Genomic DNA, 22,871 nt, shown 5'->3' on the forward strand with positions numbered 1-22,871 from the left:
TCCGGCCATAGCCCCTCTGCGATGCCCATGCTACCGAACCGACAAGGAGAACGATCCGTTCACGGCTGACCTTTGAGACGCAGATACGTCAACATCGCCTCCGACAGCGTCAGAACATCATACGTGACAGAGGCGTCTGCCGACGAGAGGGGAGCTTGCGGGGTCAGACTATGCCGAAGAAAGTGGTTGCCTGGGAGGTCCGCATCCTGAGTGCGGAGGCGATACCAGAATTCGTGGAGTTTGCAGGCAGCCCTGTTTGCCCGGGAGAGAGCGATGACGCGGGACCTGGTCCGCAGGGAGTAGGAGATTTTTCCCGAAGAGTAGTTCTGTCGGAGGCCCACCGGCATATGGGGGGTAAGTAGTAGATACCTTCCTTCACGAAGACATAGCTGTGCGAAATGGTCTCCAATTTGTTCTGCGCCTCGCCTTGATCAGGCTAAAAACTAACGTAAAACAATATCTTAGATGAAGGAGTGGTGCCCCCACACGGACTCGAACCGCGGACCTACTGATTACAAATCAGTTGCTCTACCAGCTGAGCTATAGGGGCGCTGCCGGGGAATTAGCGATATTGGGCGCAGCCTGCAAGATGGAAAACGCAAGCAATGTGCAATTCCTGCGTCTGGTTTGTGCAGGCCACTGGCCGCGCGGGCCTGCAGGGCATAGGGGCGCCTCGTTTGACCTTTGAACGCAGGCGGAGTAAGCCTTTAACCCGTTAAATCATCGCACAAGCAAGGCCCCGATTTCATGCAGGTCATCCTCCACGTGGGTGCACATGGCACCGAAGAAGACCGGTTGCTGAAGACACTTTTGAACAACAAGGAAGCGGCGGCGAAACGCGGTGTCGCTATTCCCGGTCCCGGCAAGTACCGCTACCTGCTGAAGGATTGCATGGGGGCGCTTCTGACTGGAACTCCGGCGCCGGATTCGGGGGAGGTCCTTTGGGATTCGATCCTGGAGCAGGAACATGCAGACCGGGTGATCCTGTCCAACCCGCATTTCTTCGGCTCGCAGCGTCAGGCACTTGAGGGGCATAATTTCTACCCCGAGGCGGAAATGCGTATGGGGGCGCTTGCGCGGCTGTTCCCGGAAGATCAGCTGGAAATCCATATGGGGCTGCGCGATCCCGGCAGCCTGTTGCCGACCCTTCTGGCGGATGCCAGTCCGCAGCGTGTCGATCAGGTTCTGCAAAGCAGCGACCCGGTGGCCCTGCGCTGGTCGAACCTGCTGCTGCGCCTGCGTACCGCGGTGCCGGATGTGCCGATAACCGTCTGGTGTTACGAGGATATGCCGCTGAACTGGGCGCAGATCCTGCGGCAGATGATGGGCTTTAATTCGGAAGAGCGGATTTCGGGAGGTATGGATCTGCTGTCCTCGATCATGTCCACCGAAGGCATGAAACGGCTGCGCGCCTATCTGCATGAACACCGGGACATGACCGAGGCGCATAAACAGCGGGTGATCGCCGCCTTCCTGGGCAAATATGCCATCGACGAGGCGATCGAAGAGGAAATCGATCTGCCGGGCTGGACCGAGGATCTGATGGACACCCTGTCAGACCTCTATGAGGAAGATCTGGAACAGATCGCACAGATCCCCGGCGTGACCCTGCTGTCGGCCTGATCCGGGGCCATTGGCCCGGGGCCCGTCTGCTCAGGGGCTGGCCGGTTGCCCTTGCCGGTTCACGGTCTGGGTCTCGACCGTCATATCATCATAGGTAAGCTCGATCGTGATCGTCTCGACGCTGCCTGGGGCAAAGGCGCGGTAGGGCAGGCCGTCTTCCTCATGAATGGCGTTCGGGGCGGCCTGATCCAGATGGCAGGGCGGCAGAGGCCAGATTTCCGGGCCGCCATCGTTGATCGATAGCCGGATCCGTGCCAGCCCGCAGCGCCAGGACCAAAGGTGGGTGACATAGACCAGATCCTGCCCGTTGAAATCCCGGACCGAGATCCAGTTCGTGCGGGTGGCTGCCAGGATCGGCTTGACCTCTGCCGCGGTGGTGAAGGGAGGATCTGCCAAGGCGGGCGTGGCCAGTGTCAGGGCACAGACCAGCGGAACCAGCAGACTTCGGGACAGGGGGGTAAACATCATACTCTTTCCTTCAACATGAGGGCCTTCAACAAAACGGGCCATTTAGCATAGCAGAGCATTGCGAAGACGCCCCCTTTGCAACAGCGTCCAGAGCCAGCACGCCCGGTGGGGCAGAATAGTTTTGACCCTGTCTGCATGGGATTATACTGAAGAAATGCACCCCGCACAGCCATCTTGAGCAGGCGGGCAAAGAGGTTTCAGATGGCAGAGCAGCCGCCCTTCAACATCGTAATCGTCGCTCAGAACGGCAGGTTGCAATACGAGGCGATCCTGTTTGCGGCCTCGCTCCGCCATGCCTCGCCCGGGTTCACAGGCCGCCTGTTCGTGGCTACGCCCCGGCCCGGTCCGCTGTGGAAAAAGGATCCGTCTTTGCGCAGCCAGCAGGTTCTGTCGGTGCTGGAAAGGCTTGGCGCAGAGATCCTGCCCTTTGACAGTCAGCTGTTCGGGGAAAACTATGCCTATGGCAACAAGATCGAGGCCTTGCAGGCATTGCCCGAGGGCGAGCCATTCGTGTTTTTCGATAGCGACACGCTGATCACCGGTGAGCTCTCCGAGGTGCCGTTCGATTTCAGCCGCCCCTCGGCCTCTTCGCGCTGCGAAGGGACCTGGCCCAAGCCAACGCTGTATGGGCCGGGCTATACCGGGATCTGGCGGGCACTTTATGACCGCTTCGGGCTCGATTTCGAAAGCAGCCTCGACCTGTCGCAGCCCGAGGGATACTGGCGGCGCTATCTTTATTTCAACGCCGGGTTCTTCTACGGCGCTTGCCCGCGCCGGTTTGGCGCGCGCTTTGCCGAATATGCCACCTCGATCCGGGATGATCTGCCGGTCGAACTGGTCGGCCAGTCGCTGGATCCCTGGCTGGATCAGATCGCGCTGCCTCTGGTGATCCATTCCTTTGGTGGTGGGCGCGATGCGTTGCCTTCGGGGTATCTTGATGGGCAGACCAGCTGCCATTATCGGCTGTTTCCGCTGCTCTATGCGCGCGAAACCGATCGCGTCATCAAGGTCCTGCACGAGGCATCGGCCCCGAACTGGATCAAGAAGGTGCTGAAAACCTACGAGCCGATCAAGCGGATGATCTATCAGGGGCGGGGCGAAAAGGTGCGTGCGCTGTTTGATCAGGCGAACCTGCCACGGCGTGAACAGGCGATCCGCAACCGCATCAAATCCGAAGGTCTGTGGATGCGCTGATGACCCAAGGTCGCGCGGGTCAACAGACGCGGGCGATCTGGTCGCGCAGCCAGACGTGCATCGCTGAATGATGGGTGCGCGATGTCCAGGTCAGGTCGATTTCGAACTGGCCGGGAAAGGGGCAGGGCGCGGCCTGAACCCTATCCTTGAAATGTTCGGCCAGCCGCGAGGGCAGCGTAGCGATCATATCGGTGCCTTCCAGCAACTCCGGCAGGGTGGCGGGGCTGGGAATCGACATCACCTGGTTGAGCGATTTCCCTGCCGCCGCGATTTCCATCAGAAATCGGGACCGCCAGGAATCACCATAGTTCACAACCACTTGCGGCACGGCCAGAAATTCCGCTTCGGAGCGCGGCATGCGGTCCGGCGGGGCATCGCGGGCCATCACCATGACCGCATGTTCGCTCAGCAACGTGCGGCGAAAATAATTGCTGCCCTCGATCCGTACCGGCCCGATCAGAAGATCGCTTTCGCCGCGGTCCAGATGTTGCTTGCCTTCCACGGTCGAGGTCAGGATCGAAATGCGCAGCCCCGGCGCGCTGCGGCGCAGGTTGCGCATCAGTTGCGGCAGGATGGTGGCGCGTTCGTAGTAGTTACAGGAGATGGTGATCTCGGCCTCTGCCTCTCCAGGGTCAAAGGCGCGCGGTTCGGCCAGTTGCAGCACCTCGTCCAGCATCCGGCTGGAGGTGGCGACGATTTCCTCGCAGCGCTCGGTCGAGACCATGCGCCCGCCCTGGCGCACGAACAGCGGATCGCCAAAGGCGCGGCGCAGCCGGTCGATGGTATAGCTAACGGTCGACTGGTTGATGTTTAGCGTCTCGGCCGCCCGGGAAAACGACCGGTAGCCATGCACTAGACGCAGGGTGCGCAAAGCAGCGAAATCAATGCTGAGTGGATCGGGATTGGATTTCATTTTCGCAGTCTAACCCGTTTGTACACCTCTTGTATTGAAAAATTGCATGTTCAAAATCAACAAAATCGGATTGCCTCATTTTGGCCGGAGCTTTTAGGCTCGTTCGGATCACGTCGCACTCGGGGAGGAGAAGATGACGGTTTCGATGCTGCAACAGGCACCGCAGGAGGAGACGATTACGATCCGGGACCTGACCCTGGATCCTTATCCGATTTACCAGCGCCTGCGCCGGGAAGCGCCCGTAGTGCGGGTGAAATCGCTGGGGCGCACCATGCTGACCCGCGCCGAGGACACCAAATACGTCAAAGACAACCCAGGCATCTTCAGCTCCAACGATCCCAAGACGCCGATGCAGCGGGCCTTCAGGGCGCATACGCTGATGCGCAAGGATGGCGCCGAACACGCGCGGGAGCGCGAGGCGATGGCGCCGACCTTTACCGGGCGCAATATCAAGGGTTGCTGGGAGGGTATCTATACCAAGATTGCCGAGGATTTCGTCGCGGGGCTGCCACGCGGCGAAACCGTGGACCTGTTCCCGGCGCTGGCGGGCCCCTTTGCGGCACGTTGCCTGAAACACCTGTTGGGTATCCCCGAAGCCAGCGACGATGACATGCAGCGCTGGAGCCAGATCCTGATCGACGGGGCCGGCAACTTCGGCTTCACCGATGAGCTGTTTGCCCAGTGCGATGCGGCGAACGATGAAATGGATGCGCTGTTCCGTGCTGCGATCCCGCGCCACAAGGCCGATCCCAACCCCAGCGCCCTGTCTGTGATGGTGAATGCCGAGGATCCGATCCCCGAAAGCCAGATCTTTTCCAATATCAAGATTGCCATCGGCGGCGGCATCAATGAGCCGCGCGATGCGCTGCTGACCATCCTCTACGGCCTTTTCACCAACCCTGAACAACTGGCCGAGGCAAAGGACAAGGCGCTATGGGGCCAGGCCTTTGAGGAGGGGGTGCGCTGGGTTGCACCGATTCAGGCCAGCTCGCGCCTTGTGCTGGAGGACACCGAGATCCGCGGACACCTGATCCCCAAGGGCGATACGGTGATGACCATTCAGGCCTCGGCCTGCCGCGACGAAGAGATTTTCGAGGATGGCGAAAGCTTCAACATCTTCCGCGAGCGCAAGCCGCATCAGGCCTTTGGCAACGGACCGCATTTCTGTCAGGGCACACATATTGCCCGGCGCATGTTGGCTAATATCATGCTGCCGATGCTGTTCGACCGCTTCCCCAACATGACCCTGTCGGACAGCGAGCCAGTCAATTTCTACGGCTTCGGCTTCCGCGGACCCCGGAACCTGCCGGTCACGCTGAACTGACAGCCACACACGTATAACAAAGGGGCGGTGATCTAATGCCGCCCCGGTCTTCATCATCATCTGGGAGGAAACATGATGAAACATACCCTGCTGGGCGCCGCGTTTTTTGCCGCGGCCACCGCATTGTCACCACTGATGGCACAGGCGCAGGAGGTGACGCTGCGGCTGCACCAGTTCCTGCCGCCCCCCGCCACCGTGCCAAAGATGATCCTGAAACCCTGGGGCGCGCAGGTGGAGGAAGCCTCTGGCGGGCGGATCAAGATTGAGCATTTCGATGCCATGTCGCTGGGCGGAACCCCGCCGGGTCTGATGGATCAGGCGGCTGATGGGGTCGCTGATATGGTGATGACCGTGGTGGGCTATACGCCCGGCCGCTTCCCCAAGACCGAAGTGTTCGAACTGCCCTTCATGATGACCGATCCGGTGGCCACCTCGAAGGCCTTCATGGAACTGGTTGAAACCGATCTACAGGAAGGCGAGTACAAGGACGTCAAGGTGCTGGGCGCCTGGGTGCATGGCCCCGGGGTGATCCACACCGAAAGCGGTGTGAGCAAGCTGGAAGACATGGAAGGGCAGACCCTGCGCGGTCCGACCCGGATCATCACCGATATGCTGAAGGAACTGGGCGCCACCCCAGTTGGCCTGCCGCTCCCCGCCATTCCCGAGGCGCTCTCCAAGGGCGTGATCAGCGGCACCGTGATCCCTTGGGAGGTCACTCCGGCGGTCAAGCTGACCGATCTAGTGGAACACCACACCGAGTTCAGTGGCAAGGAGGCGCTTTATACCGCGACCATCGTGCTGGTGATGAACCGCGACAAGTACAACGCCCTGCCGGATGATCTGAAGGCTATTCTCGACGCGGAATCGGGCCAGAAACTTTCGGCCTTTGCTGCCAAGGTCATGCTGGAGCGCGATGCGCCGGGCCGCGAAATCGCCGAGGACAAGGGCAATGAGATCGTCGTTCTGGACGAGGCCGAAGTGGCCCGCTGGAAAGAAAAGGCGCAGCCTGTGATCGCCCGCTGGATTGATGAGGTCGGCAGCAAGGGCATCGACGGAGAAGCCCTGATTGAACAGGCCAAGGCGTTGATTGCCAAACACGGCGGATAACACCCCAATCCCAGAACCGATGGGGTACGAAAGGGCGTGGGTCGCTGACCTGCGCCCTTTCTTTGTGCCGGGGATCCTGCGCGGGCGGCTCTGCGTTGCAAGTTGCGGGCTTTGCGGCGATAGATCGTGCAGAGGCAGCACGCAGGGGCGGACATGGGGTCTTTCAGATGGATGGGGCTGGGGGCGGTGATCCTGGCAGCGATGCTCTGGGGTACCACCGGGACAGTGCAGGCCCTGTTGCCTGCGGGCCGTGATCCGCTTGCTGTGGGGGCGCTGCGCCTGCTGTTCGGCGCCGGTGCCCTGTGCATACTGGCACTGATGCAACCCAAGAACCGACTGGACCTGCGGCATCTGCCGCTGCCGGGTGTCCTGTTCGCCGGTGTGGCGATCGGCAGCTACAACCTGTTGTTCTTCTACGCGGTCGCGCTGGCCGGGGTCGGGATCGGTACCGCGGTCGCCATCGGCAGTGCGCCGATCTGGGCCACGCTGTGGGAGCGGTTTGCGCAGGGGCGCAGGTCCGGTCCTCTGCGGCTCATGGGGCAGGGGGTGTCGGTTCTGGGCGTTGGTCTTCTGGGCTATGCGGGCGCAGGCGAGGGCGGCGCACTGTCGGGGGTTATCCTGGCGCTGCTCTCGGGTGGCTGCTATGCGGCCTATTCGCTGGCCACCAGTCGCATGGGCGGCACGCTGCCTTCGACCGTGATCGCGGCTTCGACCTTTACCGTTGCGGCGCTGGTAACTGCGCCGGTTCTGTTCATGGTGCCGCTCGATTGGCTGGCGGGGCCCTCCGCCTGGACCGGGTTGGTATTCCTTGGCGTTGGGGCCACGGCGCTGTCCTATGCGCTTTATACCTGGGGGCTGACCCGGGTCACCGCATCCACCGCCGTTACTCTGGCGCTGGCCGAGCCGGTCACCGCATGGTTCCTCGCCACCATAGTGGTGGGAGAGGCGGTAACGCCGGGCGGTCTGACCGGCGTGGTGATGATCCTTACGGGCCTGCTGGTGGTGACCCTGTTTCGCGACCGGGCGCCGGGGCGGTAAGGCGCCATGAGGCAGGACCTGCAACAGCTGTTGCAGCGGCTCCTTCGCCGGGGACTGTGCCTTTGCGCGGATACGAACAGGGCGGGGAGGCTGGCTGATACTCTGCCGCGCTGACGCTGGCAGGCACCGGATCAGAGATCGCCTCTCCCTTGAATTCCGGCGCGTCGAAATCGAACCGGCGCAGCAGCCGGAACAATGCCCTGCGCCGCAGCGCAGCCTCTTCTTTTTCGAGCAATTGATGCATGTTGATCAGACCCCACGTCCACAGATCGGAAAACCCTGGCATGCGCGTTGCAAACAGAGAGTTTCCGGCGATCCGGAAAAATAGCGAGAGTTTTCGGAGTATTAAGCTGAGTGAACCGCGTCTTTGCTCATGAAAGACGCGGTTACAGGGTGGCTTTGACCCGGATCAGGCCGCCGCCAGCAGAGGGCGGGCCTGGGCAAAGGACAACAGGCGGCGGCTGTCTTCGTCCCAGAGGTGCAGCCGCGCATTGGCCAGGCTTTCGCGGATGGTCATGCGGTTGCTTTCGGCCAGTTCCTGATGGTCGCGCAGCACTTCGGTCAGCCGGTAGAACGGGATGCGGCTGTAAAGGTGATGCACGTGGTGGATGCCGATATTGGCGCTGAACCACTGTAGCACGGCGGGCAGCTGGTAGTAGGAACTGCCGTGCAGGGCGGAGTCATGCAGCTGCCAGTCTTCGTTGCTGTCCCAGTTGGTATGTTCGAACTGGTGCTGCACGTAGAACAGCCAGACGCCGATGGTGGCCGCCAGCAGGGTGGTCGGCAGGAAGATCAGCAGCAACGGTTGCCAGCCGCCGAAATACCAGATCGTCAGCAGCGCCGCCGCAATGGCCAGATTGGTGAGCATGGCGCTGACCCAGTATTTCGCACTGTCCATCAGTCCCAACGGCACCCGGTTTTGCAGCAGGAACAGATAGCTGGGGCCAAGGCCGAACAGCACCAGTGGATTGCGATACAGCCGGTAGACAAGGCGCTGAAACGGACCAAGCGCGCGGTATTCGGCGACGGTCAGCGTGTGGACGTCGCCCATGCCGCGTTTGTCGAGGTTGCCGGTGGCGCTGTGGTGCACCGAATGGGTGCGGCGCCAGACATCATAGGGCGTCAATGTGACAACCCCCATGACGCGCCCGATCCAGTCGCTGAAGGTCCGGTTGGGGAAGAAGGCGCCATGGCCGCAGTCGTGCTGAATGGCGAAGAGCCGCAGCAGGAAGGCGGCGTTGAAAAGGGAAATGCCGAAGGCCAGCCAGTAGCTGACCGACAGGCTCCACCAGGCCAGCGCCCAGAGAATCACGAAGGGAATGACGGTTGCACCCAGTTCAAAGGCGCTGCGCAGCTGGTTGGGATCCCGGTAGCCGGCAAGGGTTTTCACCCAGTCGCGTGCAGGAGTTGCACCCCGGGGGGTGCTTTGTAGGTCGGTCGTGTCGGTCATGCGCCTGCTGTATTATTGCTTCTTGATTGTCCCGATACCCTAGCAGATGGGTATGGCAAGCGAAATTTGAAACTCCTTTGCTGGAACAGGAACTGCGGTCATGGTCTGTGCGGGCGCTTTTGCGGCGTGAAATCTGGCCAAGAACACATTCAACCAGCTGATTTTGAGGGATAAAGCAGGTCGTGCTTCTCTGCTGGGCCGGGGATTGGCAGAGACAATGCGCCGCAAGGGCACAAAGTCACAAAAATATGAGCCGCCCCGGGGCGGAGCGGCTCATGGTTGGGTGTCTTGGCCGGTTGGGCGGCAGTCTTGCTTAGCCGTAAACCAGGCGCGGCAGCCATGTGATGATCTCGGGGAAGACCATGCAGAGGATCAGGCCGAGGATCTGCAGGCCAAGGAAAGGCAGCGCCGATTTGAAGATATCCGTCATCGGGATTTCTGCCGGAGCCACGCCGCGCAGGTAGAACAGCGCATAGCCAAAGGGCGGTGACAGGAAGCTCATCTGCATGTTGACGAGGTAGAGCACCCCGAACCACAGCACCAGATCCGCCTCGGAGGTGAGGCCAAAGGGTTCAGGCCCCATCGCCTTGATGATCGGCACAAAGATCGGCACGCAGAGCAGCAGGATACCCACCCAGTCAAGGAACATGCCAAGTACCACCAGGACGATCATCATGATGATCAGGATACCCCAGGGACCAAAGCCGGTTGCCTCCAGCGCCGATTGCACGAACTGCTGGCCGCCTTCGAGGACGTAGAGACCGACAAAGATGGTGGCGCCGAACATGATCCAGATCACCATGGCGCTGGCCTTGAGCGTGCCGATCGAAGCCTCGCGCACGGTCTGCCAGTCCAGCTTTCGGTGGATGGCGGCGACTATGAAGGCACCGAAGGTGCCGATGCCGGCCGCCTCAACCGGGGTAGCAACACCGGTAAAGATCACCCCCAGAACGATGACGATCAGAGCGATAGGCGCCGACATATTGCCCATCAGGCGCATCTTCTCTGCAAAGCTGACGCGTTCTTCCACCGGGATCGGCGGGCCAAGCTTGGGATTGATCGTAGAGCGCAGGATCACATAGAGCACATATGTGCCCGACAGCATCAGCCCCGGAAACACCGCGCCGATGAACAGCTCACCCACCGATTGCTCGGCCACCACGGCATAGATGATCGCCAGGATCGACGGTGGGATCAGGATGCCGAGCGTACCGCCCGCCATGATAGACCCCATCGCGATCTTCGGATCATAGCCGCGTTTCAGCATCGCGGGCAGGGCGATGATGCCCATGGTCACCACTGCGGCGCCGATGACGCCCACCATGGCCGCCAGAACGGTTGAGGCGATGATGGTCGCGGCGGCAAGGCCGCCTTTGACGCCGCCCAGCACCTTGTAGATCACATCGAACATGTCGTTGATGATCCCGGCCCGTTCCAGCATCGAGGCCATGAAGATAAAGAGTGGGATCGCCGAGAGCTGATAATTGGTCATCAGCGGGAAGATCCGGCTGGGCACGATATTTAGTGCCCTCTCATCGCCAAGCACATAGAGGAACACGCAGGCCAGACCGCCGGTGACAAAGGCCAGCGGTAGCCCCGCCAGCAAGAGCGCCAGCAGCGAGCCGAACATGATGAGTGTCAGCCACTCAATTCCGATTTCCAGACCCATGTCTTAGGCCCCCTTCACGATTGCGCGCACGTCCTGCGCAAGCTTGGAAATACCCTGCAGAACCAACAGCAGGCCGCCGATCACCATGACCCATTTCATCGGCCACAGCGGGATTTCCCATTCATTGAAGCTGATTTCGCCCCAGCGGATATTCGGATCGGTCCACTGCGCCAGGTTCATGCTGCCCAGCATTTCACCAAATCCGATATTGCCGCGCGCCCATTCCGAGATGACCCCGTTGCCGGTCGCCACCGCGTTCGCGTCCAGCGCGAACTTGTAGCCGGTGAAGAGCAGGGTGAAGGCGAAGATGAAGAAGAAGATCGAGGTAAACAGATCCGCCCAGGCCCGTTTCGGACGGCTGAGTGGCGCATAGAAGATGTCGACGCGTACATGCGCCTCGGTCAGCATCGCATAAGAGCCGGCAATCAGGTACTGCATGCCGAACATCAGATACATCGCCTCATGCGCCCAGTTGGTGGGCGAGCCGAAGACATAGCGGCTGATCACTTCGAAGTAATAGACGAAGACCGCGATTACCGCCCAATAGCTGACGAATTCACCCGCCATCAGGGATGTCCGGTCGATCCAGCCGGTCCAGCCCGTCGACACATGGCTGGAATCCTCGACCCGCTCAGATTCTTCCAGCTCCCGCAGGGCCTTTTCTGCTTCGCTTTCGGGTTCTTCCTCGGGCAGGTTCTGATTGGCGCGGCGCACCAGCCCCGGCATCAGCACCGCATCGACCAGCATCGCCGCCAGCAGCACATAAAGCGCATAGGCGCCGACCTTGTTCCAGAAGGCCAGATTGTCGCCTGCCACTTCCAGCGCGGGGGTGGCGGTTTTCAGATCCTCGGTTGCCTGCGCGATCCTTTCGCGCCCGTCACTCAGCCGCTGTTCGGCGCGGGCGATGTTCTTTTCAGCGCGGCGTTTGGCAAAGGTGCCTTCTTCGGCCTCGGCCAGATCCGCGCGCATCTTGGGCAGGTCCGCCTCGGCGGCTTCGATCCGGCCGGTTTCGCGCTCCAGCGTCCGTTCCGCCTGACGCACCACGTTGGAGGCATCCGACAGTACGCTGCGGGCTTCCTGGCCGTTGGAGTTCGAGATCAGGATCAGAATGAAGACCGGGATGAAGGCCAGGCCCATCAGGCTGCGCAGATAGAAGCGGTGCAGACCCAGCATGCCGCCGGTCACGAGAATGAAATAGCCAAGCGCGTTGGTATATTTGCTGGGGCCGGTCCGTGGCCTCCTGGCCAGGACCATGGCCACCAGCGGAAAGACGATCAGTCCCACCCAATAGGCCCAATGGGGCAAGGTGACATCGAGGCTGGGCATGGGGTCCCCCGTTATTTTTGATTGTTTGAGGTCAGAGCAACGGACCCGCACGCGATGTGCGGGTCCGCATTGGTCAGCGTCGCCTGGGGTCTGATTACAGATCCAGCGACATGCCTTCGGTCAGGGCCGGGTCCACATATCCAAGCGAGCCGGACTGCATGTAGTCGAGGATGGTCTTGAAAATGCGGGCGCTGGATTTGTCGCGGTTGGCGTATTTGTACCAGACCGGGACGGCGACTTCGGTCATCAGCTCCACATCGTCCTGGCTGAGGCGGGTAACCTCGGTTCCGTCGGCCTCGAACTTTTTCCAGGCTTCCTGGTCGGCGGCCTGGATCGCGGCGTGGTGCATGTCGGAATAGACGTGGGTCTCCATTTCGACGAACTGCTGCATCTGCGGCGACAGCGCGTTCCAGCTCTCCATGCCCACGGTCAGGTCCATGATGTCCACCGGCTGGTAGAGCGACATGAAGCCCGGAGGACCCATGACGATATAGTCGGTCACCTGGCTGAAGCCGAGCGAGTAGTTCACTGCGGGGCCCACGTAGTCGGCCACGTCGATGGTACCCTTCTCCAGCGCCGGGAAGATTTCCGAACCGGGCAGAACCGTGGTTTCGGCGCCGATCTCGGTAAAGATCTCGGCGACCATGCCACCGGGCAGGCGCATCTTGCGGCCACGGAAGTCGTCGATCGAGCGGATCGGAACCTTGGAGTGGATGATATTCGGGCCGTGGTGGATCGGGCCGACGAAATGCATGCCCTGCGCCTTGTAGAGCTCGCGCGCCATATCAAGGCCGCCAAGCCCATAGTAGAACACGTCATATTCATGCGGGTTGCGCAGCCCCAGCGGGAAGGACGACAGGAACACCGCCGCCGGGATGATGCCCTGGGCATAGATGGTAAAGGGGTTCACCGCGTCCAGAACCCCATTCTTCACCGCGTCATAGAGCTGAAAGTCCCCGACGACGTCATTGGCGCCAAAGGGTTGAAAGGCCAGCTCACCGCCGGTCTTTTCGACGATGCTACCGCACCAGTCCTTGAAGATCTGCAGACCTGCACCGCCCGGCCAGGATGTCTGCACCTTCCAGGTTTTTGTGTGACTCGCCGCCGTTGCGATATGGGGTGCGGCCAGTCCCGCTGCACCCAGACCGGCAAGACCTGTCAGCGCGCCGCGGCGCGTTACGATTTTTGACATGATTTTTTTCCTCCCTAAACCTGTCTTGCGACAGTTCCGAACCCGCTTCCTCCTGCAGGTTCTTGAATATGTTAGGCGGGGAAGTACAAATTTTCAAAATCATATATGTTGTTTTTCGCAAAGGGATGGATAACGCTCGGGTAAGGATTTGATTCAACTACGGGAATACCGTTCCTTCCGGCACGCGACCGCGGACTGTATTTTTTGTCGGTGTTTCCCTTGGGTCACTTTGCACAGGTTTTATCGGCATGGGAGCGCGTGTTCAGCCATATTGTCCTTGCTCCCAGGGGGCGGCTGTGCTGTTGCGGCGGCCAGATGGCGTACCGCCAAAAGGAGAGCGGACGTCCGTTGGGTAGGGTGAAGGTGCAACGGGGATGTTTATATTTCTACCGTTAAGAGCTATTGAACCACTTAAGGCCATAAGGGGAATTGCCGGTTGTTTTGCGGCACCCATTGCAATTTTAAGAGGCTTTTGATGGTCGTGAGTTCCAATACACGTGCAGATTTGCGCCGTGTGGCCAGGGGAGTGTCCAATCGCTCTTACCTGTCGGTGCTTGTGACCATTGTGGTACTAGTCGGCGCCTCGATATTTGCCGAGCAGCAGAACTCCACCATCTACAGCCAGCGTCTGCGCGCGGATGTGCAAAGCGAGGTCGGGTTGATCCGATCCCGGCTTGAGGGCGCGCTCAATGCCGATATTCAGTTGGTGCAGGGCCTGGTTGCAGTGATGTCGACCGAGCCGGACATGACACAGCAGCGGTTTTCCGATCTGAGTGCGCAGATGATCGGGCGGGACGGGCAGATTACCCATCTTGCCGCCGCGCCCGATCTGGTGATCTCCCTCATTCACCCGCTGAAGGGCAACGAGGCTGCACTAGGTCTTGATTACAACCAGCACAAGGCGCAGCGCGCGGCCGCTGAGCAGGCCCGCGATACTGGCAAAATCGTTCTGGCCGGACCGGTCAAATTGGTACAGGGCGGCGAGGCCTTCGTGGCGCGCTTCCCTATTTTTACCTCGCAGGACGGTCCCTTGCGCTTTTGGGGTATTTTGTCAGCAGTCATCAGTGCCGATGGGTTATACGAGACCGTTGGTCTAACCGACCCGGATCTGGGCCTCGATATCGCGATCCTTGGAAAAGACGGCAAGGGCGCGGCTGGCGGTCAGTTCTTTGGCTCCGAAGAGGTGATGGAAAACAACCCGGTGCGCACCGATGTGTCGCTGGCCGAAGGCAATTGGGTGCTGGCCGCCACGCCGAAGGGCGGTTGGGAGGTGATGCCGGACAACCTCTGGACCTTGCGGTTGCTGCTGCTCGCAGGCGGGCTGCTGGTCCTTGTGCCCACCGCGCTTGCCACCCGCATGGCCGATGCCCGCAGCCACGCGATCGAGAAACTCAAACGCCGCGAACGGGATCTGGAAACCCTTTCCCGGCGTCTGGAGATTGCCGTTGAGACCTCCAAGATCGGCATCTGGGAGCTGGACGCGGAGACCGGTGAACTGATCTGGGATCGGCGCATGTCCGACCTTTATGGGATCGAGGCGCTGAACGGGAAAATCAATTTCTCCGAGTGGAAGAAGTGCCTGCATCCGGACGATTGCCAGCAAGCCGTGGAAACCTTCTGGCGCGCTACGCACGATGGCAAGAATTACCTCTCGGAATACCGCATCTTGCTAGAGAACGGCGAGCAAAAGCATATCCGGGCGCTGGGCTGCGCCTTCTCCGATGCCTCTGGGAGACTGCGCATGATCGGGGTCGATTGGGATGTCTCTGGCGATGTGCACCTGCGCGAAGAGCTGATCCGTGCCAACCGGGCTCTGACCCAGCGCAACAGCGAGCTACACGAGGCCAAGCTCAACGCCGAACAGGCGGACCGGGCGAAATCGGAATTCCTCGCCAATATGAGCCATGAAATCCGCACACCGATGAATGGTATCCTTGGCATGGCGGATCTTCTGGCCGAGGCGGAACTGCCAGATGAAGAGCAGCTTTATGTGGAAACCATCCGCGATTCCTCCAATGCCCTGCTGAAGATCATCAACGACATTCTGGACCTCTCGCGCCTTGAGGCCGGGAAACTCGACATCACCCCGACGGATTTCGATCTGCGCTCCTGTATCGTGCAGGCGGTGAACCTTCTGCGGCCCAAGGCCAACGGTAAGGGGCTGACGGTTGTGGTGGAGATCGACGAAGGCCTGCCGCAGCGCATGCGCGGGGACGATGGCCGCTTGCGTCAGATTCTGGTCAATCTGGTGGGCAACGCGGTTAAGTTCACGGCGCAGGGTGGGGTTGTCGTGCGGGTCACCAGTGATCCGGAGGCGCCCTACCGGCTCGTGGTTGAGGTCGAGGACACCGGGATCGGCATTTCCGAAAGCCAGGCCGAGCATATCTTTGACCGTTTTGCGCAGGCCGATGCGGCCACGACCCGCGCCTTTGGCGGCACCGGGCTTGGCCTGACCATCTCCAGCATTCTGGCCGAGCGGATGGGCGGCACAATCTCGCTGCAGCCGAAACAATCCGCCGAGCAGGGATCTTGTTTCCGGCTCGAAGTGCAACTGGAACCGGAACAGGCTCCGGCTGAGCAACCACAAACGGAAACCGTACCTGTGGTGGCAACTGAGGTCCTGACCGGCGCCCGGATCGTTCTGGCCGAGGATAACCGCACCAACCGGTTGCTGATCCAGAAATACCTCGCCGCCCTTCCTGTTGAGTGCGTGGAGGCCGAAAATGGCCGTAAAGCGGTTGATCTCTGCCGGGAGCAAATGCCGGATTTCGTGCTGATGGACATGTCCATGCCGGAACTGGACGGGGTCGAGGCGACAAGGGAAATCCGCGCTCTGGACGGCTCGCAACCGGTGATCGTCGCGCTGACTGCCAATGCCTTTGACAGCCACCGCACCGAATGTCTTGACGCGGGAATGGATCATTTCCTGCAGAAACCGATCCGCAAGGCTGTCCTTCTCCAGACGCTGGCCACTTTGCAGATGGCCCGCATGCCGGAGGCCGAAGAAGTGCGGGTCGGATAGCGCCGGATCGGGTCGCCACTGCCCCTGGTCTTAATCGATTTGCTGCTGAACCAGCCATTCGGTCAGCGCTGTCTTGGCCCGTGCGCAGGCTTCCTCCAGCGCGTGCCCCTGCGCCAGCTGGCAGGAGATGGCTGTAGCCAGCGCGCAGCCGGTGCCCCGGTGCCCGTGGGGCAGGCGCGGGGCGTGATATGCATTGTGCCGCCCCGGTTGAAACAGATGGTCGGTGCTGATTGCTCCCTTCGCGTGGCCACCCTTAATTAGAACTGCGTTTGGCCCCGAAGTATGGGCGACCTGCACTGAGGATCCGGTTGGATCCGTTTTTCCATTCCAGCCCATCAGGATCTTCGCTTGTAGTTGCAGATCAGGTAGCGCCCCGCTCACGGGCTGCCCGGACAGGGATGCGCTTTCCTGCAGGTTTGGGGTCAGCAGCGTCACCCGTCGGAGCAACGGCGTTAGGCTGATCAGGTCGCCGAGCGTCCCTCCGGAAGACGTCTTCAGTACCGGGTCCAAAACCACCGGCATCTCTGGCGGTAGTAACTCGGCGACCGCGCGGGCAGCTTCGGGTGTGCCCAGCATGCCGATCTTGATCGCCTGAACAGGAGCCTCACGCAGCGCAGCGGTGATTTGCGCTGCGATATCTTCGGGCGGTACGGGCCAAAGCGACGTGAGTGCGGTGCTGGTCTGGGCGGTGACGGCTGTGACCACCGGCGCCACGCTGCAGCCCAGCCGCTGCGCCATTGCCGTGTCCCGGGTGAGGCCCGCGCCGCCACTGGAATCCGTGCCTGCAATCACCAGAATGCGCGGAGTTCCCGGCTCGATCACGTGGCACCCGCTGCCAGCAGCGCTAGATTTTTGTAGCCGCGCTGTTGCAGGCAGCGGGCGGCGCTCCAGGCCCGAAACCCGCTGTGACAGCACAGGACGATCCGGCAGTCGTCTGGCAGGTCGGCACTCAGAATATCCTGTGGCAGCAGGCGCAGGGCCTGCGGTGTCACCGGCGCTGATGCCTCGGACGGATCGCGCAGCTCGACCACTTGATCCTCTGGCTGGATGTTGGCTGCGGCGATGAAGGGCAGGGCGATTTCCGGCTCTTCCGCTTCGTCAAAGCGGAAGCCGCCGGGGGTCAGCGTCGCCATGTCTAGCGTGATCAACTGCCCCAGTGGTGAGGGCCCATGTCCCAAGAGCGCCTTCAACGTCATCTGCGCCTGAAGTGCGCCAATGCTGCCCACCACCGGCCCCATGATCCCGGCGCTGGCGCAGGTGGCGCCGCTGGCCGGGGGATCGGGAAAGACCGCCCGCAGGGATGGCGCGTCGCCGCAAAAACCACCGACATAGCCGGATTGTCCCAGCGCCGAGGCGGAAATCAGCGGCGTACTCTGCGCCTTGCAGCAATCGGACAGGATATAGGAGGCGGCGACACTGTCGGCGGCATCTACCACCAGATCGGCCTGTGCCACGGCGGCAGGCGCATTGAGCGGGTCGAGTGCGTGCGGATCTGCATGCAGCCGCAGATCCGGATGCGCCCGTAGTAGGTGGTGGCGGGCTGCCTCTACCTTTGGCGTACCGAGATCCCCCATATCGAACAGCGGTTGGCGGTGCAGGTTGCTTTCCTCCACCACATCGGGGTCCATTAGGGTGATTTCGCCCACACCAGCCCCGGCCAGATAGCTCAGCACCGGGCAGCCAAGCCCCCCGGCGCCCACCACCAGCACATGCGCCGCCGAAAGCCGCGCCTGTCCCTCGGCGCCGACCTCGGGCAGGGCGATCTGGCGGGCATATCTTGCGGTCTGGCTCATGATGCGCATGCCCTGATCCATTCCCGGGTGCGGGCTTCGGGGTCAGGGGCCTGTTGGATATCGGTGACCACGGCGGCGCTGTCGGCCCCCGCGGCAAAGACACCCGGCAGACGCTCGGGCGTCAGCCCGCCGATGGCCACCAGCGGAGTATCACCGGCAAGGCGCTTCCAGCGGGTCACTTGCTCCAGCCCCTGCGGATCCCATTTCATCTGTTTCAGCAGGGTCGGATAGACTGGTCCCAGCGCCACATAGGCCGGGTCATGCGACAGGGCGCGATCCAGCTCTGCCTCGTCATGGGTTGAAAGCCCATAGTGCACGCCCGCGCGGCGCAGGGCGGCAAAATCGGCCGTCTCCATGTCCTCTTGTCCGAGGTGCACAAAGGAGCAGTTGAGATCCAGCGCTGCCTGCCAGTAATCGTTGACCACCAGCTGCGCGCCATGTACGGCGCAGATGTCGCGGGCGCGGGCGATCTGGCGGCGCACTTCTGCATCCGGCTGGTCCTTTATGCGTAGCTGCACCAGTTTCACCCCATGGGGCACCAGTAGCTCTAGTCGGCCGACGTGGCTGACAATCAGGTAAAAACGTTCCATCACATCAACTCTGCAAGACCAAGGACCGGCGTCGAAGGCACCGCCATGTCACGCGGCTCCATTGGCTGCGCTTCGAACCCAGCCCGCCCGGCCCGAATGGCCAGATCCATGGCGCGGGCCATAGCCACAGGGTCGCCCGCCTTGGCAACCGCGGTGTTCAAGAGGACCGCATCCATGCCCAGTTCCATGGCTTCCGCCGCATCCGATGGCCGCCCGATCCCGGCATCGACGATCAGCGGCACCTCCGGGAAATGCGCCCTCATGGCACGCAGCCCGTCTGGATTGCGCAGCCCCTGACCGGAACCGATCGGCGCCCCCCACGGCATCAGCACCTCGCAGCCCGCCTCGACAAGCCGTTCGGCGACAACCAGATCCTCTGTTGTGTAGGGGAAGACCTGAAAGCCATCCTCGGACAGGATCCGCGCGGCCTCGACCAGGGCAAAGACATCCGGTTGCAGCGTATCGCCATGGCCGATCACCTCCAGCTTGATCCAGGGGGTGTCGAAGATTTCCCGCGCCATCTGCGCAGTTGTAACGGCGTCCTGCACGGTGTGGCAGCCCGCGGTGTTGGGCAGAATGCGCGCGCCGGTCTGGCGCAGCATGTCCCAGAACCCTGCGCCCGATCCCGCCGCGGTTTCACGGCGCAGGGAGACGGTCAGAACCTCGCTGCCACTGGCCTGCACTGCGTCGGTCAGGACCTGCGGCGAGGGGTATTGCGCGGTGCCCAGTAAGAGCCGCGAGGAAAGGTCGACATCATATAGCCGCATCGCTCAGCCCCCCTGCATCGGGGCGAGGACTTCCAGCCGGTCGCCTGCCGTTAACCTTGTATCATCGCGTTTGGCGCGCGAGATAAATTGCCCGTTGAGCGCGGTAGCAATCGCCGGACTGGTAAAGCCCAGCTCCTCCAGCGCGGCAGCGAGGGTGGTGGCGCGGATGTCACGCGGATCTGCGTTCACGATGATCTGCATCACTAGTCTCCGGAATCAGAATGTCTGCGGCGCGCGCGGCCATGGCGGGCGCCAGAAGAAAGCCGTGTCGGTACAGGCCGTTGAGGTACAGGGTGCCGTCCTGCCAGATCAGATCCGGCAGGTTGTCGGCAAAGGCTGGGCGCAGTCCTGCGCCGATCTCCACCACCGCCGCTTCGGCCAGGCCGGGGTGCAGCGTATAGGCCGCATTCATCAGCTCGCTGAGGGCGCGCAGGGTGGGTGGGCCGCTGGCGCTGCTTTCGACCATGGTGGCGCCCAGCATGAAATGGTGATCGGCGCGCGGCACCAGGTAGATGGGGCTGCGCGGGTGCAAAAGCCGCAGTGTGCGGCTGATCTCCACCCCGGGCGCGTGCAGGATCGCCATCTCGCCACGCACCGGGCGCAGGCCCGGCAGGGGCGCAGCCATCCCGGTGCAATCCAGCGTGACCCGCGACGGCGCCGGTGTGCCGCAGTGCAGGGTCACGCCTATCTCCTGTACCCGGGCTGCCAGATCCCGGATCGCGCGGCGCGGGTCCAGATGGCCCTCTTCCGTGAAATGCAGCCCGGCGCGGAACCGGCCCGCCAGTTCCGGCTCCAACGCGGCGATCTGCGTCTCATCGACCGCCACATGGGCGCGGGTGCGCCGGGCAAAACGGGTCAGCTCGGCCCGGTCGCGGGCGGGGGCCAGCACCAGCGTGCCGCGCCGGACCACCGGGGTGATCTGGGCCCACCAGTCGAGGGCGCGGCTGCCGAGGGTGATCACTTCCTCCTCGGCGCTTTCGCCCTCGCACCAGGGCGCCAACATGCCGCCGGCATAGCGGGAGGCGCTTTTGTCACCGATGTGGGCGCTGCGTTCATAAAGCGTCACCTCGGCCCCGCGCCGGGCCAGCTCATGCGCGGCGGCGAGCCCGGCAAGGCCCGCGCCTGCGATGGTGATCATGCCCCCGCGTCCTCCGCATCCACGGTGTCTTGCACCGGCACGTATAGGTCGCCGCCTTCTCGGAACTTGGCGGCCATCGCCTCCATGCCTTCCTTCTGCGCCTCGGCACGGATGTCGTGACTGATCCGCATGGAGCAGAACTTCGGCCCGCACATGGAGCAGAAATGCGCCACCTTATGCGCCTGTTTCGGCAGGGTTGCGTCATGGAAATCCCGCGCGGTTTCCGGGTCGAGCGAGAGGTTGAACTGATCCTCCCAGCGGAATTCGAACCGGGCGCGGGACAGAGCATCATCGCGCCGCTGGGCGCCGGGAAGGCCCTTTGCCAGATCGGCGGCATGGGCGGCGATCTTGTAGGTGATTACTCCGGTCTTCACGTCATCGCGGTCCGGCAGGCCCAGGTGTTCCTTGGGCGTCACATAGCAGAGCATGGCGCAGCCGAACCAGCCGATCATCGCGGCGCCAATGCCAGAGGTGATGTGGTCATAGCCCGGTGCGATATCTGTGGTGAGCGGGCCGAGCGTGTAAAACGGCGCCTCGTGGCAGCACTCCAGCTGCTTGTCCATGTTCTCCTTGATCTTGTGCATGGCCACATGCCCCGGCCCCTCGATCATCACCTGGCAATCCTTGGCCCAGGCGATCTTGGTCAACTCGCCCAGGGTTTCCAGCTCGGCAAATTGCGCCTCGTCATTGGCATCGGCAATCGACCCGGGGCGCAGCCCGTCGCCCAGGGAGAAGGAGACGTCATACCGGCGGCAGATGTCGCAGATCTCCTCAAAATGCTCATAAAGGAAGCTTTCTTTGTGATGATGCAGGCACCATTTCGCCATGATCGAGCCGCCGCGCGACACGATCCCGGTCACGCGGTTGACGGTCATCGGCACCATGTGCAGCCGCACACCGGCGTGGATGGTGAAATAATCGACGCCCTGTTCGGCCTGTTCGATCAGCGTGTCGCGGAACACCTCCCAGGTCAGGTCCTCGGCAATGCCGTTCACCTTTTCCAGCGCCTGATAGATCGGCACGGTGCCGATGGGCACGGGAGAGTTGCGGATGATCCATTCGCGGGTGTTGTGGATGTTGCGGCCGGTGGACAGGTCCATCACCGTATCGGCGCCCCAGCGGATCGCCCAGACCAGCTTGTCCACTTCCTCCTCCATCGAGGAGGTCACCGCTGAGGTGCCCATATTGGCGTTGATTTTCACCTTGAAATTACGGCCGATGATCATCGGCTCCAGCTCGGGGTGGTTGATGTTCGCTGGAATGATGGCGCGGCCTTCGGCGACCTCCTGGCGGACGAATTCGGGCGTCACGTAGTCGGGAATATTGGCGCCGAAATCATTGCCATCACGATGACAGGGCGAGGTCTCGCGCAACTGGTTCTCGCGGATGGCGATATATTCCATCTCGGGCGTGATGATCCCGGCGCGGGCATAGGCCAGCTGCGTTACCGCCCTGTCGCCCGTGGCGCGCAGCGGGGCCGGGCGTTGGGGGAATTCCGGCGTCAGCCGGTCCCCTTCGACAAAGCCGTTGTCCTCGGGCTTCACATCGCGGCCCTGGTATTCCTCCACATCGGCGCGGGTCAGGATCCAGTCCCGGCGCAGGGCGGGCAGGCCTTGGCGGATGTCGGTGGTGTGATCGGGATCGGTATAGGGGCCGGAGCTGTCGTAGACTGGCAGGGGCGCCTCGCCCGCGGTGGGGTGGGTGGCGATTTCGCGCATTGGCACGCGGATCTCAGGGTGGATGTCGCCGGACACGTAGATCTTGCGCGATGCGGGCAGCGGGCCGATGGTCACGCTGGGCGCGATCGTGGAATTCTGATGGGTCATGCGGTGCTCCTCGAAGCCAAAACTCGGAAAAGACACCAGATGAGGTTTGGACGGGGAAACGCGGAACGGTCGTACCTACCGTTCGGTTCGGGCAGCGCGGAATTGGACCTGTACGGGGCCGCAACGACGCGCATCCTAGCTTCCTACGCCAGTGTCAACTGGGTCAGGTTCTAAGGGTCGCGTCACCGGCCGGAAGTGTTCCCGTCCTGTCAGCCTCTCAGTCCCCGTGGCGGGACTCCCCTGCGTGCTTTCACACCTAGGGGAGCTGCCCCCGCGCCGTCAAGAGGGTTTCTTCAGTCGCGTCTTTCGTTAGGTGGGGTTTGTTAAGTTACTGAAATGTAAGGAAACAAAACCGTTCTGAAAATTAATAGTCCGGGGCTTGTATTTGCTGGTCTAAATTATCTATAAAAAAGTTAAGTGAGGCGGTAGCC

The 22,871-nt window shown here is 61.9% G+C and carries 20 protein-coding genes and 1 tRNA gene; 6 read left to right on the forward strand and 15 right to left on the reverse strand.

Translation table 11 applies throughout. From position 1 onward, the window contains the following. Positions 1-59 precede the first annotated feature (59 nt). Complete coding sequence (locus SM764_RS13150; protein ID WP_369001980.1) at positions 60-347, reverse strand: DUF6538 domain-containing protein; 288 nt, start codon at positions 345-347, stop codon at positions 60-62. Between the two features lie 127 nt (positions 348-474). Beyond that, positions 475-550 (reverse strand) — tRNA-Thr (locus SM764_RS13155). Positions 551-747: 197 nt separating this feature from the next. Here SM764_RS13155 and SM764_RS13160 point away from each other — a divergent pair. Further along, entirely contained in the window at positions 748-1,623 is an 876-nt protein-coding gene (locus tag SM764_RS13160) for a hypothetical protein (RefSeq protein ID WP_368948322.1), read from the forward strand. Between the two features lie 30 nt (positions 1,624-1,653). Here SM764_RS13160 and SM764_RS13165 read toward each other — a convergent pair whose 3' ends face one another. Further along, positions 1,654-2,091, reverse strand: a complete 438-nt coding sequence (locus SM764_RS13165; RefSeq protein ID WP_369001981.1) for a hypothetical protein — start codon at positions 2,089-2,091, stop codon at positions 1,654-1,656. Positions 2,092-2,292: 201 nt separating this feature from the next. Between SM764_RS13165 and SM764_RS13170 the strand changes: the two genes are divergently transcribed. Continuing rightward, positions 2,293-3,285 (forward strand): GT-B fold glycosyltransferase domain-containing protein, encoded by a 993-nt coding sequence (locus SM764_RS13170; protein ID WP_369001982.1) that lies wholly within the window; start codon positions 2,293-2,295, stop codon positions 3,283-3,285. A gap of 19 nt (positions 3,286-3,304) precedes the next feature. Here the strand turns inward: SM764_RS13170 and SM764_RS13175 are convergent, their stop codons facing one another. Beyond that, on the reverse strand, positions 3,305-4,198 hold the full coding sequence (locus tag SM764_RS13175; RefSeq protein WP_065272994.1) for a LysR family transcriptional regulator: 894 nt from the start codon (positions 4,196-4,198) through the stop codon (positions 3,305-3,307). Positions 4,199-4,331: 133 nt separating this feature from the next. On the opposite strand from SM764_RS13175, the gene SM764_RS13180 reads away from it, so the two are divergent. The 3 genes from SM764_RS13180 (at position 4,332) to SM764_RS13190 (ending at position 7,667) form a co-directional block, all read left to right on the forward strand. Beyond that, positions 4,332-5,522 (forward strand): cytochrome P450, encoded by a 1,191-nt coding sequence (locus SM764_RS13180; protein ID WP_065272995.1) that lies wholly within the window; start codon positions 4,332-4,334, stop codon positions 5,520-5,522. 75 nt (positions 5,523-5,597) lie between these two features. Further along, positions 5,598-6,629: a TRAP transporter substrate-binding protein gene (locus SM764_RS13185; protein WP_065273778.1), complete on the forward strand. Its 1,032-nt coding sequence runs from the start codon at positions 5,598-5,600 to the stop codon at positions 6,627-6,629. A gap of 153 nt (positions 6,630-6,782) precedes the next feature. Next, positions 6,783-7,667 (forward strand): DMT family transporter, encoded by an 885-nt coding sequence (locus tag SM764_RS13190; protein ID WP_369001983.1) that lies wholly within the window; start codon positions 6,783-6,785, stop codon positions 7,665-7,667. Between the two features lie 409 nt (positions 7,668-8,076). Here the strand turns inward: SM764_RS13190 and SM764_RS13195 are convergent, their stop codons facing one another. The 4 genes from SM764_RS13195 to dctP form a co-directional block, all read right to left on the reverse strand. Further along, on the reverse strand, positions 8,077-9,117 hold the full coding sequence (locus tag SM764_RS13195) for a fatty acid desaturase (protein ID WP_368948328.1): 1,041 nt from the start codon (positions 9,115-9,117) through the stop codon (positions 8,077-8,079). Between the two features lie 313 nt (positions 9,118-9,430). Continuing rightward, complete coding sequence (locus SM764_RS13200; protein WP_065272999.1) at positions 9,431-10,786, reverse strand: TRAP transporter large permease; 1,356 nt, start codon at positions 10,784-10,786, stop codon at positions 9,431-9,433. 3 nt (positions 10,787-10,789) lie between these two features. After that, positions 10,790-12,112: a TRAP transporter small permease subunit gene (locus tag SM764_RS13205; RefSeq protein WP_369001984.1), complete on the reverse strand. Its 1,323-nt coding sequence runs from the start codon at positions 12,110-12,112 to the stop codon at positions 10,790-10,792. A 94-nt stretch (positions 12,113-12,206) separates the two neighbouring features. Further along, positions 12,207-13,304, reverse strand: coding sequence for a TRAP transporter substrate-binding protein DctP (dctP, locus tag SM764_RS13210; protein ID WP_065273001.1), 1,098 nt, complete (start codon positions 13,302-13,304; stop codon positions 12,207-12,209). A gap of 526 nt (positions 13,305-13,830) precedes the next feature. Between dctP and SM764_RS13215 the strand changes: the two genes are divergently transcribed. Further along, positions 13,831-16,326 (forward strand): ATP-binding protein, encoded by a 2,496-nt coding sequence (locus SM764_RS13215; RefSeq protein WP_369001985.1) that lies wholly within the window; start codon positions 13,831-13,833, stop codon positions 16,324-16,326. 30 nt (positions 16,327-16,356) lie between these two features. Here SM764_RS13215 and thiD read toward each other — a convergent pair whose 3' ends face one another. Genes thiD through thiC form a run of 7 tightly spaced genes read right to left on the reverse strand, consistent with a single transcriptional unit; the run spans position 16,357 to position 22,440 of the window. Beyond that, positions 16,357-17,148, reverse strand: a complete 792-nt coding sequence (gene thiD, locus SM764_RS13220; RefSeq protein ID WP_369001986.1) for a bifunctional hydroxymethylpyrimidine kinase/phosphomethylpyrimidine kinase — start codon at positions 17,146-17,148, stop codon at positions 16,357-16,359. Further along, a complete protein-coding gene (locus SM764_RS13225) occupies positions 17,145-18,119 on the reverse strand; it encodes a ThiF family adenylyltransferase (protein ID WP_369001987.1) in 975 nt (324 codons plus the stop codon). Before SM764_RS13225 ends, thiD begins: the two co-directional genes overlap by 4 nt. Further along, complete coding sequence (locus SM764_RS13230; protein WP_369001988.1) at positions 18,116-18,709, reverse strand: thiamine phosphate synthase; 594 nt, start codon at positions 18,707-18,709, stop codon at positions 18,116-18,118. The genes SM764_RS13225 and SM764_RS13230 overlap by 4 nt, the downstream gene beginning before the upstream one ends. Next, positions 18,709-19,476 carry a thiazole synthase gene (locus tag SM764_RS13235; RefSeq protein ID WP_369001989.1) on the reverse strand — a complete coding sequence of 256 codons (768 nt, stop codon included), beginning with the start codon at positions 19,474-19,476 and terminating at the stop codon, positions 18,709-18,711. Before SM764_RS13235 ends, SM764_RS13230 begins: the two co-directional genes overlap by 1 nt. A gap of 3 nt (positions 19,477-19,479) precedes the next feature. Continuing rightward, positions 19,480-19,677 carry a sulfur carrier protein ThiS gene (gene thiS, locus SM764_RS13240; RefSeq protein ID WP_347509634.1) on the reverse strand — a complete coding sequence of 66 codons (198 nt, stop codon included), beginning with the start codon at positions 19,675-19,677 and terminating at the stop codon, positions 19,480-19,482. Continuing rightward, entirely contained in the window at positions 19,646-20,614 is a 969-nt protein-coding gene (locus SM764_RS13245) for an FAD-dependent oxidoreductase (protein WP_369001990.1), read from the reverse strand. Before SM764_RS13245 ends, thiS begins: the two co-directional genes overlap by 32 nt. After that, the gene (gene thiC, locus SM764_RS13250; RefSeq protein WP_369001991.1) at positions 20,611-22,440 is read right to left on the reverse strand and encodes a phosphomethylpyrimidine synthase ThiC; all 1,830 of its coding nucleotides are present in this window, start codon (positions 22,438-22,440) and stop codon (positions 20,611-20,613) included. The genes SM764_RS13245 and thiC overlap by 4 nt, the downstream gene beginning before the upstream one ends. Between the last annotated feature and the right edge of the window lie 431 nt (positions 22,441-22,871).

The organism is Pseudophaeobacter sp. 1A16562 (genome assembly GCF_041008785.1).
GTDB lineage: Bacteria > Pseudomonadota > Alphaproteobacteria > Rhodobacterales > Rhodobacteraceae > Phycobacter > Phycobacter gallaeciensis_A.

Coding starts and splice junctions, on each gene's coding strand:
- SM764_RS13205 (WP_369001984.1), bottom strand. CDS start 12,112: ATGCCCAGCCTCGATGTCACCTTGCCCCATTGGGCCTATTGGGTGGGA.
- SM764_RS13165 (WP_369001981.1), bottom strand. CDS start 2,091: ATGATGTTTACCCCCCTGTCCCGAAGTCTGCTGGTTCCGCTGGTCTGT.
- SM764_RS13190 (WP_369001983.1), top strand. CDS start 6,783: ATGGGGTCTTTCAGATGGATGGGGCTGGGGGCGGTGATCCTGGCAGCG.
- SM764_RS13170 (WP_369001982.1), top strand. CDS start 2,293: ATGGCAGAGCAGCCGCCCTTCAACATCGTAATCGTCGCTCAGAACGGC.
- SM764_RS13245 (WP_369001990.1), bottom strand. CDS start 20,614: ATGATCACCATCGCAGGCGCGGGCCTTGCCGGGCTCGCCGCCGCGCAT.
- SM764_RS13195 (WP_368948328.1), bottom strand. CDS start 9,117: ATGACCGACACGACCGACCTACAAAGCACCCCCCGGGGTGCAACTCCT.
- dctP (WP_065273001.1), bottom strand. CDS start 13,304: ATGTCAAAAATCGTAACGCGCCGCGGCGCGCTGACAGGTCTTGCCGGT.
- thiS (WP_347509634.1), bottom strand. CDS start 19,677: ATGCAGATCATCGTGAACGCAGATCCGCGTGACATCCGCGCCACCACC.
- thiC (WP_369001991.1), bottom strand. CDS start 22,440: ATGACCCATCAGAATTCCACGATCGCGCCCAGCGTGACCATCGGCCCG.
- SM764_RS13200 (WP_065272999.1), bottom strand. CDS start 10,786: ATGGGTCTGGAAATCGGAATTGAGTGGCTGACACTCATCATGTTCGGC.
- SM764_RS13185 (WP_065273778.1), top strand. CDS start 5,598: ATGAAACATACCCTGCTGGGCGCCGCGTTTTTTGCCGCGGCCACCGCA.
- SM764_RS13225 (WP_369001987.1), bottom strand. CDS start 18,119: ATGAGCCAGACCGCAAGATATGCCCGCCAGATCGCCCTGCCCGAGGTC.
- SM764_RS13230 (WP_369001988.1), bottom strand. CDS start 18,709: ATGGAACGTTTTTACCTGATTGTCAGCCACGTCGGCCGACTAGAGCTA.
- SM764_RS13160 (WP_368948322.1), top strand. CDS start 748: ATGCAGGTCATCCTCCACGTGGGTGCACATGGCACCGAAGAAGACCGG.
- SM764_RS13175 (WP_065272994.1), bottom strand. CDS start 4,198: ATGAAATCCAATCCCGATCCACTCAGCATTGATTTCGCTGCTTTGCGC.
- SM764_RS13235 (WP_369001989.1), bottom strand. CDS start 19,476: ATGCGGCTATATGATGTCGACCTTTCCTCGCGGCTCTTACTGGGCACC.
- SM764_RS13150 (WP_369001980.1), bottom strand. CDS start 347: ATGCCGGTGGGCCTCCGACAGAACTACTCTTCGGGAAAAATCTCCTAC.
- SM764_RS13180 (WP_065272995.1), top strand. CDS start 4,332: ATGACGGTTTCGATGCTGCAACAGGCACCGCAGGAGGAGACGATTACG.